General features: G+C 70.7%; 12 protein-coding genes. 9 read left to right on the forward strand and 3 right to left on the reverse strand.

Annotated features, from left to right (window positions below; genetic code table 11):
• Nucleotides 1-146 precede the first annotated feature (146 nt).
• From OHB49_RS36725 to OHB49_RS36750, 6 genes are all read left to right on the forward strand, one after another.
• Nucleotides 147-1232, forward strand: a complete 1086-nt coding sequence (locus OHB49_RS36725; protein WP_030975816.1) for an ABC transporter substrate-binding protein — start codon at nucleotides 147-149, stop codon at nucleotides 1230-1232.
• A gap of 108 nt (nucleotides 1233-1340) precedes the next feature.
• The gene (locus OHB49_RS36730) at nucleotides 1341-2981 is read left to right on the forward strand and encodes a sugar ABC transporter ATP-binding protein (protein ID WP_329165201.1); all 1641 of its coding nucleotides are present in this window, start codon (nucleotides 1341-1343) and stop codon (nucleotides 2979-2981) included.
• On the forward strand, nucleotides 2978-3952 hold the full coding sequence (locus OHB49_RS36735) for an ABC transporter permease (protein WP_329165203.1): 975 nt from the start codon (nucleotides 2978-2980) through the stop codon (nucleotides 3950-3952). The genes OHB49_RS36730 and OHB49_RS36735 overlap by 4 nt, the downstream gene beginning before the upstream one ends.
• Nucleotides 3949-5013, forward strand: coding sequence for an ABC transporter permease (locus OHB49_RS36740; RefSeq protein WP_329165204.1), 1065 nt, complete (start codon nucleotides 3949-3951; stop codon nucleotides 5011-5013). The genes OHB49_RS36735 and OHB49_RS36740 overlap by 4 nt, the downstream gene beginning before the upstream one ends.
• 88 nt (nucleotides 5014-5101) lie before the next feature.
• Nucleotides 5102-6136 carry a LacI family DNA-binding transcriptional regulator gene (locus OHB49_RS36745; protein WP_329165205.1) on the forward strand — a complete coding sequence of 345 codons (1035 nt, stop codon included), beginning with the start codon at nucleotides 5102-5104 and terminating at the stop codon, nucleotides 6134-6136.
• Nucleotides 6137-6261: 125 nt separating this feature from the next.
• Nucleotides 6262-7344: an aldose epimerase family protein gene (locus OHB49_RS36750; protein WP_329165206.1), complete on the forward strand. Its 1083-nt coding sequence runs from the start codon at nucleotides 6262-6264 to the stop codon at nucleotides 7342-7344.
• Nucleotides 7345-7531: 187 nt separating this feature from the next.
• Here OHB49_RS36750 and OHB49_RS36755 read toward each other — a convergent pair whose 3' ends face one another.
• Nucleotides 7532-9061 (reverse strand): glycoside hydrolase family 3 N-terminal domain-containing protein, encoded by a 1530-nt coding sequence (locus tag OHB49_RS36755; RefSeq protein ID WP_329165207.1) that lies wholly within the window; start codon nucleotides 9059-9061, stop codon nucleotides 7532-7534.
• Nucleotides 9062-9129: 68 nt separating this feature from the next.
• On the reverse strand, nucleotides 9130-10050 hold the full coding sequence (locus OHB49_RS36760) for a GNAT family N-acetyltransferase (protein WP_329165208.1): 921 nt from the start codon (nucleotides 10048-10050) through the stop codon (nucleotides 9130-9132).
• A gap of 136 nt (nucleotides 10051-10186) precedes the next feature.
• Here OHB49_RS36760 and OHB49_RS36765 point away from each other — a divergent pair, with 136 nt between their 5' ends.
• The gene (locus OHB49_RS36765) at nucleotides 10187-11263 is read left to right on the forward strand and encodes a serine hydrolase domain-containing protein (protein WP_063756399.1); all 1077 of its coding nucleotides are present in this window, start codon (nucleotides 10187-10189) and stop codon (nucleotides 11261-11263) included.
• A gap of 86 nt (nucleotides 11264-11349) precedes the next feature.
• Nucleotides 11350-12297 (forward strand): MurR/RpiR family transcriptional regulator, encoded by a 948-nt coding sequence (locus OHB49_RS36770; RefSeq protein WP_030975840.1) that lies wholly within the window; start codon nucleotides 11350-11352, stop codon nucleotides 12295-12297.
• A 62-nt stretch (nucleotides 12298-12359) separates the two neighbouring features.
• Here OHB49_RS36770 and murQ read toward each other — a convergent pair whose 3' ends face one another.
• Nucleotides 12360-13268 carry an N-acetylmuramic acid 6-phosphate etherase gene (murQ, locus tag OHB49_RS36775; protein ID WP_329165210.1) on the reverse strand — a complete coding sequence of 303 codons (909 nt, stop codon included), beginning with the start codon at nucleotides 13266-13268 and terminating at the stop codon, nucleotides 12360-12362.
• A gap of 282 nt (nucleotides 13269-13550) precedes the next feature.
• Between murQ and OHB49_RS36780 the strand changes: the two genes are divergently transcribed.
• Entirely contained in the window at nucleotides 13551-15383 is a 1833-nt protein-coding gene (locus OHB49_RS36780) for an ABC transporter substrate-binding protein (RefSeq protein ID WP_030975844.1), read from the forward strand.
• Nucleotides 15384-15485 lie beyond the last annotated feature (102 nt).

Raw genomic sequence — 15485 nt, forward strand, 5'->3', positions numbered from 1 at the left:
GCTGGAAGCAGCAGTCCGTGCAGCTCGAAGCGGGGCCGTGAGGAATGCAGTGACATCAGCCGCCGAGTGGCTGATGCATCGTCCAGCCATGCCCCGACCGCACGCCCGCCGGTGTGCCGTCATCCCGCCAAGGAGCGTCCCCGCGCATGATGATCCAGCGTCGAACCCGTACCCTCGCCGCGGCCTGCCTGCTCGCCGCCACCGCCACGCTGGCCGCCTCCGGCTGCTCCAAGTCGGAGACCTCGAACAACGCCGGCGGCGACAGCAGCCAGGAAGCCCAGGCCGCCAAGACCCCCGAGGCCGCTTCGGGTTCCGGCTGCTCGCTGCAGACCTATGGCGCGCCGAAGCTGGACCTGAAGAACGCGGTGGTCGGCTTCTCCCAGTCGGAGAAGGAGGCCAACCCGTTCCGTATCGCCGAGACCCAGTCCATCAAGGACGAGGCCGCAAAGATCGGCGTGAAGAAGCTGCTCACCACCAACGCGCAGTCGCAGCTCTCCAAGCAGATCAGCGACATCCAGGACATGCTGTCCCAGGGCGCCCAGTTCCTCATCGTCGCACCGCTGAACTCCGACGGCCTGGAGCCGGCCCTCAAGGCGGCCGCGGCGAAGAAGGTCCCCGTCCTCACCATCGACCGCAAGGTCAACTCCACCGCCTGCAAGGACTACGTGGCCTTCCTCGGCTCCGACTTCGTGGAGCAGGGCAAGCGCGCCGCGGACGCGATGATCAAGACGACCGGCGGCAAGGGCAAGATCGCCATCCTCCTCGGAGCATCCGGCAACAACGTCACCACCGACCGCACCAAGGGCTTCGTCGACCAGATCAAGGCGAAGGCGCCCGGCATGGAGATCGTCGCCCAGCAGACCGGTGAGTTCGCCCGAGACAAGGGGCAGCAGGTCATGGAGCAGCTCATCCAGTCCAAGCCCGACATCACCGCCGTCTATGCGGAGAACGACGAGATGGGGCTCGGTGCCGTCACGGCACTGAAGGCCGCCGGGAAGAAGCCCGGCAAGGACGTCAAGATCGTCTCCGTCGACGGCACCCGCAACGCCGTTCAGGCACTGGTCAACGGCGAGTACAACGCCGTCATCGAGTCGAACCCGCGCTTCGGCCCGCTGGCCTTCGCCACCGCCCAGAAGTTCTACGGCGGCGAGGAGATCCCGGAGAACGTGATCATCTCCGACCGCGCGTACGACGAGAGCAACGCCAAGGCCTCGCTCGGCGGCGCGTACTGAGCCGTACCGACTCCCGTACCGACTCCTCAGGTTCACCGCCGCCGTGGCGCTCCCACCCGCCACGGCGGCTCCGGGCCCACACCTTGGAACAGCGGAAGGCCAAGACCCATGGCACCACCCGAAGCAGTACCTCGGGCACCGGAGGCGACTGCCCCGCCCGCGGCCGACACCGTCCTCGAAGCCCGCTCGGTGAGCAAGAGGTTCCCGGGCGTCGTCGCTCTCGACGACGTGACCTTCTCCCTGCGCGCGGGGGAGACCCACGCGCTGGTGGGTGAGAACGGCGCCGGCAAGTCCACCCTGATCAAGGTACTGACCGGCGTGTACCGGCCCGACGAGGGCGAACTGCGGATGTCAGGCCAACAGGTCAGGTTCGCCCGGCCGTTCGAGGCCCAGCAGGCCGGAATCTCCACGATCTACCAGGAGGTGAACCTCGTCCCGCTGATGAGCGTGGCGCGCAACATCTTCCTGGGCCGCGAACCCAAGAACCGCCTCGGCCTCATCGACTTCGGCCGTATGCACCGCGAAGCGGCCGACCTGCTGGACGGCTTCGGCGTACGTGTCGATCCCCGGAGACCCCTGCACACCCTGGGCATCGGCACCCAGCAGATGGTCGCGCTGGCCCGCGCCGTCTCCGTCAACGCCCGGGTCGTCGTCATGGACGAGCCCACCTCCTCGCTCGAGCCGCGCGAGGTCGAGACGCTCTTCCGGGTCATCGAGAACCTGCGTGGCCAGGGCATCGCCGTCCTCTACGTCAGCCACCGCATGGACGAGCTCTACCGGATCTGCGACCGCGTCACCGTGCTCCGCGACGGCCGCCACATCCACACCGGCGACCTCGCCGACCTCGACCGCATGCAGCTCGTCTCGATGATGCTCGGCCGCGACCTGGCCGAGGTCCGCCGCAACGGCACGACCGGCTTCGCCGCCGAGGGGCACGACGCGGCACGCACCCCCGTACTCACCGCGAACGGGCTCTCCCGCGACCGCCAGCTCCACGACATATCCCTGTCGCTGTACGCCGGTGAAGTACTCGGACTCGGCGGCCTCCTCGGCTCGGGCCGCAGCGAGACGGCGAAGGCCCTGGCCGGCGCCCTGAGCCTGGACGCGGGCGAACTCACCGTCGGCGGCCGCAGGCTGCGCCGGCTCACCTCCGCGGGCGCCATCCGCGCGGGCATCAGTCTGTTGCCCGAGGACCGCAAGGCCGAAGGGATCATCCCCGGTCTCTCCGTGCGCGAGAACATCGTGCTGGCCGCCATGCCCCGCCTGTCCCGGGCCGGTGTGGTCTCCCGCACCAAGCAGGACCGCATCGTCGACATCTTCATGAAGCGACTGCGGATCAAGGCGGCGAGCCCGGAGCAGAAGGTCGGTGAACTCTCCGGCGGCAACCAGCAGAAGGTCCTCCTCGCCCGCTGGCTCTGCCTGGAACCCAAGGTCCTCCTGCTCGACGAGCCGACACGCGGCATCGACGTCGGCGCCAAGGCCGAGGTCCAGAGCCTCATCGACGACCTCGCCGGCGAGGGACTGGCCGTCCTGCTCATCTCCTCCGACATCGAGGAACTCATCGAGGGCGCCGACCGCATCGTCGTCCTGCGCGGCGGATCCGTCGCGGGCGAACTGACGGGCGACGACGTCGGCGAGAGCCAACTGCTCGAAGTGCTCGCCGACCACTCACCTGCGCCCCGCTCCGACGTGGAGTCGGCGCCGGCGCCCACCGGGAAGGCCCCGGCAGCTCAGGAGGACCCGCGATGACCACCCAGGCGACGCTCGCCTCACCCGCCCGTCCGTTCGCGTGGCTGCGGAACCCCGCCTGGTACCAGGAGTACGGCGTGTACGCGGCCGTGGCCGTGCTGCTGGTCTTCAACGCCGTGTTCACCGAGCACTTCATGACCGCCGACAATCTCCGGACCCAGCTGGTCCAGGTCGCTCCCATCGTCATCGTCGCCCTGGGCATGGCCCTGGTCATCGGCACCGAGGGCGTCGACCTGTCCGTCGGCTCGACCATGGCGCTGGCCGCCGCCCTCCTCCCGCTCTACCTCGGATACGGGCTCGTGCCGGCGCTCGCCGTCGCGCTGCTCGCCGGAGCGGTCGTCGGAGCGGTCAACGGTGCCCTGGTCTCGCTGATCGGGCTGCAGCCGATCGTCGCCACGCTCGCCCTGTTCGTCGGCGGCCGGGGCCTGGCCCTGGTCATGGCCGACGGTCAGCTCAAGCAGATCGTCAACCCCGACCTGCTCTCGCTCGGCACCGGGGCCTTCCTCGGCATCCCGCTGGTCGTGCTGATCGCCGCAGTGCTCGCCGTCGCCGTCGCGTTCCTCGTGCAGCGCACCACCTTCGGCCGTCAGATCGTCGCCGTCGGAGGCAACCGGCCCGCCGCCGCCCTCGCCGGACTGCCCGTCCGGCGCGTACTGATCGGTGTGTACGTGCTCTGCGGGGTGCTCGCCGCACTGGCCGGCATCCTCGCCACCGCCAGGCTCACCGCCAGCGACCCCTCCTCGCTCGGCACCCTCATGGAACTCTCCGCCATCACGGCCGTCGTGGTGGGTGGCACCCCGCTGAACGGCGGCTCCATCCGGGTGCTCGGCACCGTCGCCGGCGCCCTGCTGATGCAGCTGCTGCGGGCCACCCTCGTCAAGCACGACCTGCCCGACTCCACCGCACAGATCGCCCAGGCGGCGATCATCATCGCCGCCGTCTACGTCGCCCGGGAGCGTCGGTCCCGATGAACGAAACCACACCCGCCCCCGCAGCCCCGGCGCTCGCGCCGCAGAAGACGCCCGCGTCCGCCGGCCGCAGCGTGCCCCGCCCGCCGTCGGGCGGCACCGAGCCGACCCGCGCACAGCGGCTCGCCGAACTCGTGCAGCGCCAGGGCGTGCTCGCCGTACTGCTCACGGTCGTGATCGTCGCCTCGTTCGTGTATCCGACGTTCGCCACCCTGGACAACGCGCGTGGCGTGACCGTGCAGGCGTCCTTCCTCGCCGTCGTCGCCCTCGGCATGACGATGGTCATCATCACTGGCGGCATCGACCTGTCCGTCGGATCCGTCTTCGCCCTGGGCGGCGTACTTGCCGCCTGGGCCTCGCAGTGGGGTCTCCTGCCCGCCCTGCTCGTACCGCTTTTGGTGTGTGCGGCGATCGGTCTGCTCAACGGGTTCCTGATCGCCCGCGCCGGGATGGCACCCTTCATCGTCACGCTCGCCACCCTGCTCGCCGCCCGCGGCATCCTCCTCGCCTTCACCGACGAGGGTGCGACCACGTACCTGGTGCCCAAGGGCTCCGCCTTCGCCGAGCTCGGGCAGGGCAGCGTCTGGGGCTTCGGCTATCCGATCCTGATCGCCCTGGTGCTGTTCGGTGGCGGCGGGCTGCTCCTGCAGCGCACCTCATTCGGACAGACACTCTTCGCCGTCGGCGGCAGCAGCGACGCGGCCACCCTGATGGGCCTACCCGTCGCCCGTACGAAAATCCTCGTCTACATGCTCAGCGGTCTGCTGGCCGGACTCGCCGGAGCGCTCAACGCGGCCAGACTGTCCTCCGGCGTCACCATCATCGGCGTGGGCATGGAACTGGACGCGATCTCCGCCGTCGTCATCGGCGGCACCCTCCTCATCGGCGGCGCCGGATCGATCAGCGGCACGCTCTGGGGTGTCCTGCTGCTCGCCGTCATCCAGAATCTGATCAACCAGATCGGCTCGCTGAACTCCTCCTACCAGTCGGTGGTCAGCGGTGGGTTCCTTATCGTTGTCGTCGTGGCACAGCGCTATCTGGCGCGTAGCCGCAGAACCACCTGAACCGTGCCGGGCCCGGGTCCGCCGGTCCCGGGCCGGAGCAAGCGATCCCATGCGCGACAGCGCGCGCCGAGTCGAGTCAGGGAGTGCCGTGGGCGTCAGCCTCAAGGACGTTGCGCAACGGGCGGGCGTGTCGATCAAGACCGTGTCGAACGTGGTGAACAACTATCAGCACGTCACACCCAAGATGCGCGCCAAGGTGCAGCAGGCCATCGACGAACTCGGCTACCGTCCGAACCTCACCGCACGCCATCTGCGCAAGGGCCGCACCGGCATCATCGCCCTGGCCGTACCCGAATTCGGCAACCCGTACTTCGCGGAACTGGCCGGCGCGGTCGTCGACGCGGCGGCCCGGCACGACTACACCGTGCTGGTCGACCACACCGGTGGACTCCGGGAGAAGGAACTCCTGGTCAGCCAGGGCTTCCGGTCCCATGTCATCGACGGCCTCATCCTCAGCCCCATCCATCTGGAGACCGAGGACCTGATGGCGCGCACCGAGACGGCGCCACTGGTCCTGCTCGGCGAGCGTGAGTACGAGGCCCCCTACGACCACATCGCGATCGACAATGTGGCGGCCGCCCGCGACGCCGTACGGCACCTCATCGACCTGGGGCACCGCCGGATCGCGTTCCTCGGCTCACGCACCGGACGCGAGCGTCAGCCCGCCCACCTGCGTCTGCGGGGCTGGCGCGAGGAGCTCGCCGCCGCGGGCATCGAGGCCGACGAGTCCCTGGTCGTCGTCACCGACGGATACGGCCGCGAGGACGGGGCCGTCGCCATGGCGGCCCTCCTCGACCGCGGCGAACGGCCCGACGCCGTCTTCGCGTACAACGACCTCATCGCCATCGGCGCCATGCGCACCCTCTCCGAGCGCGGGCTGGGGATTCCCGACGACGTCGCCGTCGTCGGCTTCGACAACATCGAGGAGAGCCTGTACGGAGCCACCACGCTCACCACCATCGCACCGGACAAGGAAGCCATCGCCCGGCTCGCCGTCGACAGTCTCGTCGAACGGCTCTCCGGCAGTCCGGTACCCGAACCTCGACGGCCCCGCCCCGGTTACCGGCTCATCGTCCGCGAATCGACCGTGATGCGGCCGCCCGCCGAGCAGTCCCGCCCCTGAGGGGGGCCTGTCCGGCCGGTCAAGCCGGGCCCGCCGGCCGGACACCCCCCGGGGCTGTCCGGGGCCTGTCCCTAAAATCGCCTGGTCAGCCGTCCGTCACCAGGTTCTCCGAAGAAGGATCTCCGATGCCTCGCCCCACCGTGCACCACCAACCGTTCGGCGCTGCCCACGGCCGCTCCGACGTCGATGTCTGGACACTCGACTCCGGTACGGGAGTCCAGGCCGAGATCCTCACCTACGGCGGTATCCTGCACAGCCTCACCGTGCCCGACACCGACGGAGCCGCCGCTTCGGTCGTACGGTCCCTGGCAACGCTCGACGACTACATGGGGAAGAACCCCTTCTTCGGCGCTCTCATCGGCCGCTTCGCCAACCGCATCGCCCACGGCCGCTTCACCCTCGACGGGACCACCCACGAGATCCCCGCCAACGACCGCGGCCACGCACTGCACGGCGGCCCCGAGGGCTTCCACACCAGAATGTGGCAGGCCACCGGTCACACCGGCGACGACACCGCGGCCGTCCGGCTGACCCTGCACAGCCCCGACGGCGACATGGGGTTCCCCGGAGCGCTCGACGTCACCGTGACGTACACCCTCGACACCGCGGGCACACTCGCCCTCGACTACACCGCGACCACCGACCACCCCACAGTCGTCAACTTCACCAACCACGCCTACTTCGCCCTGACCGCGGAGGGCGACATCCTCGACCACACGCTGCAGGTGGACGCCGACACCTACCTGCCCGTCGACGCGGACGGCATCCCGCAGGGCCCCGCCGCCGACGTGCGCGGCACGCCGTTCGACCTCACCGCCCCGCAGACCATCGGGGAGCGGATCGCGCTGCCGGACGAACAACTGAGCATGGCGGGCGGCTTCGACCACTGCTGGATCGTCCGCGCGCCCGGGACCTCGGATGCCCTGCGACGGGCCGCCCGGCTCACCGCCCCCACGACGGACCGGATCCTGGAAGTCTGGACCACCGAACCCGGCATCCAGGTCTACACCGCGAACCAGCTCGACGGTTCGCTCGCCGACACCGCGGGCCGGCGCCACGAGCGGCACGGCGCGCTGTGCCTGGAGACCCAGCACCTGCCCGACTCACCCAACCGCTCCGCTTACCCCAGCACCGTGCTGCGGCCCGGGGACGTCGCGCGCAGCCGCACCGAGTTCCGGTTCCCGCACCTCGACGCGTCCGCGCGCTGAGCCATCACCGCAGGTGACGGGCGTGCCCGGAGCACGTTCGTCACCCCTGTCGGGGCCCGCGCCTGCTTCAGACAGGGACCGCCGGTCCCGGTCCTGCCCGGCACCGCGTTCACCCGTGCATGGCAGGTACGTAAAGAGTCGCGGCCCGGCCGGTCGAGACCGGCCGGGCATCACGGCACAGCGACGGTCACACTCCGGGAAGCGTCCGCCCTGCGAGGGCCTCCGCGGCCGCCTGCCCGCAGACGCGGGCGGCGCCGTGGGTGTCGATACGGACGGCGCCGCCCGGGCCGGGGTGCGGGACGCCGAGTTCCACCGTGATCGCGTCGGGGCGGCGGGCGAGCAGCACCCGCAGCCAGTCCCGCACGGCGGGCCGACGGTGGGCGTCGCGGACAGCGAGGACGAGCGGCCGGTCGGCGGCCTCGGCGAGGATCCGGTCGGCCTGCGCCGGGTCGAAGGGGGCGAGGGCGGGCAGGGTGGTGCGGACGGTCCCGGGCATCAGTGCGGTGAGGGCGGGACCCAGACCCCATGGAGCGTCGCCCTGGACCACGGTGCCGGGGACGCCGAACTCGACCAGAACGGCAGGGGTTTGCAGCGGCAGCGCGGCAGGGTCATCGGCGCTGATGCGCAGCGCGCGGCGGGCGGCGGCCAGTCCGAGCGCCCGATCGGGTGACGGTGCGGGAACGGACCCGGCCAGGGCCCGCTGCCAGGTGGCGAACGCGGTGGTGCGGGCCGCGGCCTCGGCGAGCCGCTCCTCGCGGAGTTCGCCGCGGACCACCGCGTCCGCGACGGCCGCACGCAGCTCCGCGAACTCGGTGTCGCCGGATCGGTCACCGAGGCAGATCAGATCCACTCCGGCGGACAGCGCGCGGACGGCCGCGCCGACCAGTCCGTAGCGCGCGCGGACCGCCTGCATCTCGATGGCATCGCTGACAATGAGCCCGTCGAACCCGAGCTCCTCGCGCAGCAGTTGGGTGATGACACGAGGGCTGACGGTGGCGGGGCGGTCCGCGTCGTAGGCGGGGATGAGCAGGTGGGCGGTCATCACCGCGCGGGCGCCGGCGGCGAGGGCGGCGCGGAACGGAGGCAGGGCCAGCTCGGCGATGCGGTCGGCGTCCATGGCGACGGTGGGCAGGTCGAGGTGGGAGTCCGTGTCGGTGTCGCCGTGGCCGGGGAAGTGCTTGGCGCAGGCGGCGACCCCCGCGTCGTGCAGCCCGCGCACCCAGGCGGCGGTGTGGCGGGCGACCAGTGTGGGGTCGGCGCCGAAGGAGCGGACGCCGATGACCGGGTTGTCGGGGTTGGAGTTGACGTCGGCGTCGGGGGCGTAGTCGAGGCCGATGCCGACGGCGCGCAGTTCGCCGCCGATGGAGGTGGCGACGGCGGCGGTGAGTTCCGGGTCGTCGACCGTACCGAGGGCGAGATTGCCCGGGTAGGAGGACCCCGTCACGGTCTCCAGCCGGGTGATGTCGCCGCCCTCCTCGTCGACGGCGATCAGTACATCGGGGTTCTCGGCGCGCAGGGCGGCGGTGAGCGCGGCGGTCTGCGCGCGGTCCCGGATGTTGGGGCCGAAGAGGAGTACCGAGCCGAGTCCGCCGGCCAGTCGGCGGCGGATCCAGTCGGGGGCGGTGGTGCCATGGAAGCTGGGCTGCAGCACCCGGTCGGCGAGGGCGAGGAGTTCACCGTCGGCCCGGGTGGGACGGGGGGCGGGGGTGGGCGGCATGGCGGTTCCTCTCGGGCTGGGCGGTCGGTTCCTCGGGACGGCCCGGGGCGGTCGGGGCCACCGTGAGGTCAGACGTCCCTGCTGTACGTCCAGAAGACCCGGCCGAGCTGTGCATCGACGGCGCGGGCATAGAAGTGGATGGGGGCGGTCCAGCCGATCTCCGCCTCGTCGAGTCCGGAGGCGCGCTGGTCGGCGAGGCAGCGGCGGAGCAGCACTGTGCCGACGCCGAGGCCGCGTTCCGAGGATTCGGTGCCCATCGGGCCGAACCAGGAGCGGCGGTTGACGCCGTGGCAGGCGAAGCCGACGTAGACCGGGCCGTCAGCACCTTCGCGGACGGCGACATGGCCACGCGGAGGGGAGTAGGTCAGGGCGCGAGCCGCTTCACCGTCCCAGGAGCCACCCCACTGGTTCATCCAGGCGAGGAACGGCTTCTCGTCCGCGGGCGTGAGGCGGCGGACCTGCACCCCGGCAGCGGCAAGGCGCGCCTCGTCCTCGGCGGTGCCGAGCGGGGCGGTACGCAGGTCGACGCTCAGGTTGAGGCCCTCGGGGCCCCGGGTGTAGCCACTGGATTCGGCCAGGCAGACGGCGCGGGTGTAGCGGATGTCGATGCCGGGCCAGGCGTAGTACGGAGGCCTGCCGCGGATCATCAACCGGCCGGCCCCGGCGGCGACGAGGAGCTCCTCCGCACGGGTGAGCAGAGCGCGGCCGATGCCACGGCTCTGTGCCCCGGGGTGCACGGCGATGAGATCGATGTGGCCGGTGGCGGGGGCGCTCGCAGTGGCGGGGCGGAGTGCGGCGAGGGCGACGCCTGCCGGCTTCCCCTCGTCCTCGGCGAGGATCCGCAGCTGCGAGTGGCCCGCGGTCTGCGACCACAGCAGATCGAACACGTCCTCGGCGTCGCTGTCGTGAACAAGGGCAGCGCGGGCGAGGCTTCGCAGGGCGGGCAGGTCGTGCTCGGTCGCGGTGCGTGCCGCCGGAAGGTTCGTCATGTCTGCTCACCTCGAGTTAGCTCCGGGGACACCGGATTGTAAGTGAATGACATCGGGGCTCGGTATTGCGGTGGAAATTTACCAGCGAGATGATCGGACTGTCAGCCCCCCCGCACCCACCGGAAAGCAGGCCGTGATGACCGTCCGCGAAGATCCCGCGAGTCTCCCCGATCCAGCAGAGCTCGTCAGGAACGCGGTGGAGCAGGGTGTCGTGCCCGGAGCCGTCCTGATCACCGGTCGCGGTGCGCACGGTCCCGTCCGTACCGCCGCGTTCGGCACCACCGCCGACGGCCCGTCGGGGCGCCCGGTCACCGCGGACACGGTCTTCGACCTGGCCTCCCTCACCAAGGTGGTGGCGACCACGCCCGCCGTGCTGCGGCTCGCCGACACCGGGGCCTTGCGACTTGACGACCCGGTGCGCCGCCACCTGCCGGCGTTCACCGGGGCGGGCAAGAGTGAAGTGACGATCCGTCATCTTCTGTCGCACTCCTCCGGACTGCCTCCGCACCGGGACTTCTGGCAGCTCCCCGGCGCCCCCGCCGACCGGGTCGCCGCCGTGCTCGCAGAGCCCCTCGACCACCTGCCCGGCACCGTCGTCAACTACTCCGACCTGGGGTTCATCCTGCTCGGCGAGATCGTCGCCATGGTGGCCGGACAGCAGCTCGACACCGCCGTACGGGAGCTGGTGCTCGACCCGCTGGGCCTGACCGCCACCCGCTACCTCCCGCCCGCGGACTGGCGGGCGGTCACCGCTGCGACCGAGGCACCGCCCGGCGGAGAGCCCAAGCGTGGCGTGGTGCACGACGAGAACGCCGAGAGCCTGGGCGGCGTGGCAGGGCACGCCGGGCTGTTCGGCACTGCGCCGGACCTCGCGCACTACCTTCGTGCCTGCTGGCTGACCGACGAGTCGCCGCTGTCGGCCCGCACCCGCTCCGAGGCGCTCAGCCTGCAGACCGTGGGGCTGGACGGCGCGCGGGGGCTGGGCTGGACGCTGCCCGGCGACGTCTGGGACCACATGTCCCCGCACTGGCCCGCGACCGGCGCCGGGCACACCGGCTTCACCGGCACCAGCCTGGCGCTCGACCCGGTCACCGGGATCTGGGTGGTGCTGCTGACCAACGCCGTGCACTACGGACGCGGGGCGCGGGCGAAGGAGTTGCGACGTGCGGTGCACGCCGCCGTGGCGGCCCGCGCCGAGCCCGTGCGCGGCTGAGCGCCAAGTGGTGCATCAAGGGCCCGAACCGTACATATCCCGGATACTCAGCGACGCGTACCCCAACGAACCCGTAGGATTCCCACATGGCTGCCCCACGTGACCGACAGCGCGGAGGCGGCGACGCCCCCCGGCGCTCCGCAGCACCCACCGCAGAGCGCGCGACGCCGCCACAGACGGTGCTGGTGCAGATCCGGGCCCTGCTGCCTTCTCTGCCACCCTCGGAGCGGCGGGTCGCCGAAGCCGCGATCGCCGATCCGGTCGGGGTGGCCGGGAAGACGATCAGCGAACTCGCCTTGGAATGCAGCACCTCCGAGACCACCGTCGTCCGCTTCTGCCGGGCCGTGGGCCTCAAGGGCTACCCCGACCTGCGGATCAAACTGGCCTCGGCGGCCGGCAGCGAGGACAGCGGCCCCGCCTGGTCCAGCGCCGGCAGCGACATCGGGCCCGGCGACTCGCTGGCCGACGTGGTCGGCAAGCTGGGCTTCGCCGACGCCCGCGCGGTCGAGGACACCATTGCCCAGCTCGACCTCCACATCCTGGAGCGGGCCATCGACGAGGTGGTCGGGGCGAGCGCGGTGGACCTGTACGGCGTCGGCGCGAGCGCGCTGATCGCGCTCGACTTCCAGCAGAAGCTGCACCGCATCGGGCGCCGGGCGACCGCCTGGCCCGACCCCGACGGTGCGCTCACGTCCGCCGCCCTGCTCGGCCGCGGGGACCTGGCGATCGGCATCTCGCACACCGGCGCCACCACGGACACCGTGGCAGCGCTGGGCGAGGCCTGGGACAACGGTGCCACCACGATCGCGATCACCAACTTCCCGCGTTCGCCGATCGCCGAGGTGGCCGACCACGTGCTGACCACCGCGGTGCGTGAGACCACCTTCCGGTCCGGCGCGATGTCCAGCCGGATCGCCGCGCTGACACTGGTGGACTGCCTGTTCGTCGGGGTGGCCCAGCGCAACTACAGCCGTACGACACGTGCGTTGGAGCGCACGTACACGGCGGTGCACCGGCGGCGTTCCCCGCAGTGACCGGCCCCGGGTGACCAGGATGCCCCGCGACCCATCGGGTCGCGGGGCATCCTCGCCCGCTCTCAGGCGAGGGTGCGCAGGGCCGCGCGGACGCTCCCGCCGCCGGCCTCCAGCGCCTCGCGCGCCTGCTGCGGGGAGCAGTCGGCGAGCAGACTGACCAGAGCGGTCTTCAACTCCCCTCCCGAGGCGGCGAGGGCGGCGCCGCAGCGGTCCTCGTCCAGCCCGGTGGCCTCCACCACGATGTTGAGGACCCGGCCGCGCAACTTGTCGTTGGTGGCGGCCACATCGACCATCAGGTTCGAGTACGTCCGGCCCTGCGCCACCATCACGGCCGTGGACAGGTTGTTGAGCACCATCTTGTGCGCGGTGGCGGCCTTCAGCCGGGTGGAGCCCGCGATCGCCTCCGGACCGGTGTCCACCCCCAGGTGGACGTCCACCTGATCCGCCAGCTCGGCCCCGGGGTTGGCGCTGATCAGTGCGGTGAAGGCACCCGCCGCCCGAGCGGCGCGCAGGGCGCCGCCGACGTAGGGAGTGCGGCCGCTGGCGGCGATGCCGACCGCGACGTCGCCCGGCCCCACCTCGGCAGCGTCGGCCGCCCCGGCGGACTCCTGGTCCTCGACGCCCTCCACCGGTTCGACCAGTGCGCGCAGTCCACCCGCGTGATGGGCGACGACGACGCCGGGCGGGAGGCTGTAGGTGGGGATCAGCTCGGCGGCGTCCATCACCGCGAGGCGGCCCGACGTGCCCGCGCCGAAGTAGTGCAGCCGGCCGCCGGCCCGGATCCGGCGCGCCGTCTCGTCCACCAGCCGAGCCATGTCGGGCAGTACTGCGGCGACGGCCTCGGCCGGGATCCGGTCCTCGGCGTTGAGCAGACGCAGCACCTCCAGGGTGGGCACGTCGTCGATGTCGCGGGTGCGGGGGTTACGGCGTTCGGTGGGGGCGTCGATTCGTACCGGAAGCTGCGGGTGCATCGCGGTTTCCTCTCGGTGGGAGGGCGGGGCGGACGAGCGCGCGTAACTTTGCCACATGGTTTGAGAGTTGAGCGTAAGTTTCCGCCAGAGGGGGTGGCGCCGTTGTCGACCTCTCGCCGCGATTCGGGTCATCTCGGACCTCAGCTGTGGCGGTAAATTACGAACTGGATTCAGCCAACGCAACTCATTGACATACCCATGGCGCCGCTCCTACGGTCTGCACACCCCCCAGGCCTTGTCCCACACACTCCACTTCTGCCTGCCGATCGGAGACCACGCGCTATGGTCCGGTTCAAGCACTTTGTCGCAGCGTCCGCCGCCCTCGCGACCCTCGGTACCCTCGCCGCGTGCGCACCGGATTCCGGTGCGAAGAACGGCGCCAACGGCGGTGGCGTCTTCACCACGGTCGACGCGAACAACCCGATCACCCCGGGCGCGCCGATGAACCCGTACAGCCCGAACGGGAACACGTTCCTCAGCTACAACTCGATGCGCCTCGGGTTCGAGAAGAAGAATCCGATGGATGCGAACGACGCCTTCCCGGGCCTCGCCAAGAGCTGGGAGACCAAGGGCGACACGCTGGTCGCGCACATGCAGCCCGACGCCAAGTGGTCCGACGGCAAGCCGGTCACCGTCGAGGACATCAAGATGTCCATGGCCATCGCGCTCACCCAGGGCACCGCCTCGGTCGGCTCGGGCCAGCTGAGTGAGGGCCTCAACGTCGCCTCCGTGACGGCCGTCGGCAAGCACGACATCGAGTTCAAGCAGGCCGCCGGAACCAACAACGCGAACTTCGCGAAGCAGATCCTGGGCCAGTCCATCGTCCCCAAGTCGGTCTACGGCCACCTCGTGCCGGCCGACATCTGGGACACCATCGCCGCAAGCCAGCAGGTGGACGCGGCCCAGGCGAAAGCCGCCCAGGCCGCTGTCGACAAGCTGAACGAGACCGGCAAGGCCATCGCGGCCTTCGCGCCGAAGCAGGACGTCTCGGCCGGCCCGTTCGTGGTCAAGCGTGTCAATCCCGGCTCGGCCATCCTCGTCCGCAACAAGTACTTCTACGACCTGGGCAAGATCGCTCCGAGCCAGGTGGTCATCCGCCACTACTCCGGCAACGAGCAGATCTGGGGCTTCATGAAGAACGGTGACCTGGACGCCGCGCCCTTCACCGCCATCCCCACGAACGTCCTGAACCAGATCCTGGCCAAGGGCTACAAGCGCGCCGACGGCACCTCCTACGTCAACGCCTCCATCGCCTTCAACCAGAGCAAGGCACCGTACGACAAGAAGGAGGTGCGTCAGGCCCTGACGTACATCCTCGACCGTGAGGCCATCACCAAGGTGGGCCAGCCGGTCGGCGGCATGGCGTCCACCGCCCCCGCCGGCATGATCCGCAAGTCGACCGAGCAGTGGCTGGGCGCCGACGCCGTAGGCAAGCTCAACCCGTACGCCCACGACGAGGCGAAGGCCACCGAGCTGCTGAAGGGCGCAGGCCTCAAGCAGAAGGGTGGCAAGTGGTACCTGGCGAACGGCAAGCAGTGGAAGATCACGCTGCAGACCGTCAACGGCTTCAGTGACTGGATCGCCGCCTCCACCGTCGTCGCCAACGAGCTCACCGCTTTCGGCATCGAGACCAAGCCGGCCCTCTCCGCCGACTTCGGCGCCTACCAGACGGACATGGCCGCCGAGAAGTTCGACGTCGGCTGGTGGCTGACCGCCGTCGGATCCGACCCGCGCCAGAACTTCCAGCGCCTGTACGGCGAGAGCGACGGCTTCGTCGCCAACGGCAACAAGGTCACCCACACCGAGAAGAAGGGTGACGGGAACTGGATGCACGGCGACGAGACCTTCACGGTCGACGGGCAGTCCATCAACCCGGGTCAGCTGACGGCCGACCTCGCCGGCCTCGACACCGAGGCCAAGAAGCCCGTCATCACGCAGCTGGTCAAGGCCACCAACCAGGAAGTTCCCGTCATCCCGATCTGGGACTACACCAACGTGAAGTTCACCTACGACAAGAACTTCACCAACTGGCCGAAGAACGGGCAGGACGAGATCCTCGCCAACCAGCCCGGCGTGTGGATGATGCAGGGCTACATCCAGGCCAAGACCAAGTGATCCAGGCCGGGTAACCGCACCGGGCAACTACCGCACGGCGCACCACCGCGGGGCGGCAGCCGCACCAGGCCGTCGCCCCGCTCGCGCGCTGATCCACAACAA

It is taken from the genome of Streptomyces sp. NBC_01717, assembly GCF_036248255.1.
In the GTDB taxonomy this organism is placed as follows: domain Bacteria; phylum Actinomycetota; class Actinomycetes; order Streptomycetales; family Streptomycetaceae; genus Streptomyces.

Bases quoted from the DNA above. Each gene is read 5' to 3' on its own strand.
- OHB49_RS36725 (WP_030975816.1), top strand. From the start codon at position 147: ATGATGATCCAGCGTCGAACCCGTACCCTCGCCGCGGCCTGCCTGCTC.
- OHB49_RS36730 (WP_329165201.1), top strand. From the start codon at position 1,341: ATGGCACCACCCGAAGCAGTACCTCGGGCACCGGAGGCGACTGCCCCG.
- OHB49_RS36735 (WP_329165203.1), top strand. From the start codon at position 2,978: ATGACCACCCAGGCGACGCTCGCCTCACCCGCCCGTCCGTTCGCGTGG.
- OHB49_RS36740 (WP_329165204.1), top strand. From the start codon at position 3,949: ATGAACGAAACCACACCCGCCCCCGCAGCCCCGGCGCTCGCGCCGCAG.
- OHB49_RS36750 (WP_329165206.1), top strand. From the start codon at position 6,262: ATGCCTCGCCCCACCGTGCACCACCAACCGTTCGGCGCTGCCCACGGC.
- OHB49_RS36755 (WP_329165207.1), bottom strand. From the start codon at position 9,061: ATGCCGCCCACCCCCGCCCCCCGTCCCACCCGGGCCGACGGTGAACTC.
- OHB49_RS36760 (WP_329165208.1), bottom strand. From the start codon at position 10,050: ATGACGAACCTTCCGGCGGCACGCACCGCGACCGAGCACGACCTGCCC.
- OHB49_RS36765 (WP_063756399.1), top strand. From the start codon at position 10,187: ATGACCGTCCGCGAAGATCCCGCGAGTCTCCCCGATCCAGCAGAGCTC.
- OHB49_RS36770 (WP_030975840.1), top strand. From the start codon at position 11,350: ATGGCTGCCCCACGTGACCGACAGCGCGGAGGCGGCGACGCCCCCCGG.
- murQ (WP_329165210.1), bottom strand. From the start codon at position 13,268: ATGCACCCGCAGCTTCCGGTACGAATCGACGCCCCCACCGAACGCCGT.
- OHB49_RS36780 (WP_030975844.1), top strand. From the start codon at position 13,551: ATGGTCCGGTTCAAGCACTTTGTCGCAGCGTCCGCCGCCCTCGCGACC.